Source organism: Staphylococcus sp. HMSC063A07 (assembly GCF_001836955.1).
GTDB lineage: Bacteria > Bacillota > Bacilli > Staphylococcales > Staphylococcaceae > Staphylococcus > Staphylococcus lugdunensis.
In genome coordinates this window covers 1-3031 of record NZ_KV830903.1, presented here as the reverse complement: position 1 = coordinate 3031, position 3031 = coordinate 1, and the positions used below count along the sequence as shown (strand labels likewise).

Sequence of the window (3031 nt, the reverse complement as noted above, 5' to 3'; positions counted from 1 at the left end):
TGTGACCTCCTTGCCATTGTCACCAGACAAGTGAATGTTATACATTCAAAACTAGATAGTAAGTAAAATTGATTTTGCGTCGCAAAACATATATTTGATTAAGTCTTCGATCGATTAGTATTCGTCAGCTCCACGTGTCGCCACGCTTCCACCTCGAACCTATTAACCTCATCATCTTTGAGGGATCTTATAACCGAAGTTGGGAAATCTCATCTTGAGGGGGGCTTCATGCTTAGATGCTTTCAGCACTTATCCCGTCCATACATAGCTACCCAGCTATGCCGTTGGCACGACAACTGGTACACCAGAGGTATGTCCATCCCGGTCCTCTCGTACTAAGGACAGCTCCTCTCAAATTTCCTACGCCCACGACGGATAGGGACCGAACTGTCTCACGACGTTCTGAACCCAGCTCGCGTACCGCTTTAATGGGCGAACAGCCCAACCCTTGGGACCGACTACAGCCCCAGGATGCGATGAGCCGACATCGAGGTGCCAAACCTCCCCGTCGATGTGAACTCTTGGGGGAGATAAGCCTGTTATCCCCGGGGTAGCTTTTATCCGTTGAGCGATGGCCCTTCCATGCGGAACCACCGGATCACTAAGTCCGTCTTTCGACCCTGCTCGACTTGTAGGTCTCGCAGTCAAGCTCCCTTATGCCTTTACACTCTATGAATGATTTCCAACCATTCTGAGGGAACCTTTGAGCGCCTCCGTTACCTTTTAGGAGGCGACCGCCCCAGTCAAACTGCCCGCCTGACACTGTCTCCCACCACGATAAGTGGTGCGGGTTAGAAAGCCAACACAGCTAGGGTAGTATCCCACCAGCGCCTCCACGTAAGCTAGCGCTCACGTTTCAATGGCTCCTACCTATCCTGTACAAGCTGTGCCGAATTTCAATATCAGGCTACAGTAAAGCTCCACGGGGTCTTTCCGTCCTGTCGCGGGTAACCTGCATCTTCACAGGTACTATGATTTCACCGAGTCTCTCGTTGAGACAGTGCCCAAATCGTTACGCCTTTCGTGCGGGTCGGAACTTACCCGACAAGGAATTTCGCTACCTTAGGACCGTTATAGTTACGGCCGCCGTTTACTGGGGCTTCGATTCGTAGCTTCGCAGAAGCTAACCACTCCTCTTAACCTTCCAGCACCGGGCAGGCGTCAGCCCCTATACATCACCTTACGGTTTAGCAGAGACCTGTGTTTTTGATAAACAGTCGCTTGGGCCTATTCACTGCGGCTCTTCTGGGCTTGCACCCTAAAGAGCACCCCTTCTCCCGAAGTTACGGGGTCATTTTGCCGAGTTCCTTAACGAGAGTTCGCTCGCTCACCTTAGAATTCTCATCTTGACTACCTGTGTCGGTTTGCGGTACGGGCACCTGTTATCTATCTAGAGGCTTTTCTTGGCAGTGTGAAATCAACGACTCGAGGAAACAATTTCCTCTCCCCATCACAGCTTGACCTTATGAGTGCCGGATTTGCCTAACACTCAGTCTCACTGCTTAGACGTACAATCCAATCGTACGCTTCGCCTATCCTACTGCGTCCCCCCATCGATTAAAACGATACTAGGTGGTACAGGAATATCAACCTGTTATCCATCGCCTACGCCTGTCGGCCTCAGCTTAGGACCCGACTAACCCAGAGCGGACGAGCCTTCCTCTGGAAACCTTAGTCAATCGGTGGACGGGATTCTCACCCGTCTTTCGCTACTCACACCGGCATTCTCACTTCTAAGCGCTCCACATGTCCTTGCGATCATGCTTCAACGCCCTTAGAACGCTCTCCTACCATTGTCCAAAGGACAATCCACAGCTTCGGTAATATGTTTAGCCCCGGTACATTTTCGGCGCAGTGTCACTCGACTAGTGAGCTATTACGCACTCTTTAAATGATGGCTGCTTCTAAGCCAACATCCTAGTTGTCTGGGCAACGCCACATCCTTTTCCACTTAACATATATTTTGGGACCTTAGCTGGTGGTCTGGGCTGTTTCCCTTTCGAACACGGACCTTATCACCCATGTTCTGACTCCCAAGTTAAATTAATTGGCATTCGGAGTTTGTCTGAATTCGGTAACCCGAGAGGGGCCCCTCGTCCAAACAGTGCTCTACCTCCAATAATCATCACTTGAGGCTAGCCCTAAAGCTATTTCGGAGAGAACCAGCTATCTCCAAGTTCGATTGGAATTTCTCCGCTACCCTCAGTTCATCCGCTCACTTTTCAACGTAAGTCGGTTCGGTCCTCCATTCAGTGTTACCTGAACTTCAACCTGACCAAGGGTAGATCACCTGGTTTCGGGTCTACGACCAAATACTCAACGCCCTATTCAGACTCGCTTTCGCTACGGCTCCACATTTCCTGCTTAACCTTGCATCAAATCGTAACTCGCCGGTTCATTCTACAAAAGGCACGCCATCACCCATTAACGGGCTCTGACTACTTGTAAGCACACGGTTTCAAGTTCTCTTTCACTCCCCTTCCGGGGTACTTTTCACCTTTCCCTCACGGTACTGGTTCACTATCGGTCACTAGAGAGTATTTAGCCTTAGGAGATGGTCCTCCCAGATTCCGACGGAATTTCACGTGCTCCGTCGTACTCAGGATCCACTCAAGAGAGAATATATTTTCAACTACAGGATTATTACCTTCTTTGATTCATCTTTCCAGATGATTCGTCTAATATATTCCTTTGTAACTCCGTATAGAGTGTCCTACAACCCCAATAAGCAAGCTTATTGGTTTGGGCTCTTCCCGTTTCGCTCGCCGCTACTCAGGGAATCGATTTTTCTTTCTCTTCCTCCGGGTACTAAGATGTTTCAGTTCTCCGGGTCTGCCTTCTAACATGCTATGTATTCACATGTCGATAACACAACATAACTTGTGCTGGGTTTCCCCATTCGGAAATCTCTGGATCAATGCTTACTTACAGCTACCCAAAGCATATCGTCGTTAGTAACGTCCTTCATCGGCTTCTAGTGCCAAGGCATCCACCGTGCGCCCTTAATAACTTAATCTTCCACACTGTGCTT

The 3031-nt window shown here is 49.4% G+C and carries 1 rRNA gene; it reads right to left on the bottom strand.

Annotation, left to right across the window (positions count from 1 at the left end):
• Positions 1-94: 94 nt before the first annotated feature.
• Positions 95-3016 (bottom strand): 23S ribosomal RNA (locus tag HMPREF2597_RS00955).
• Positions 3017-3031 lie beyond the last annotated feature (15 nt).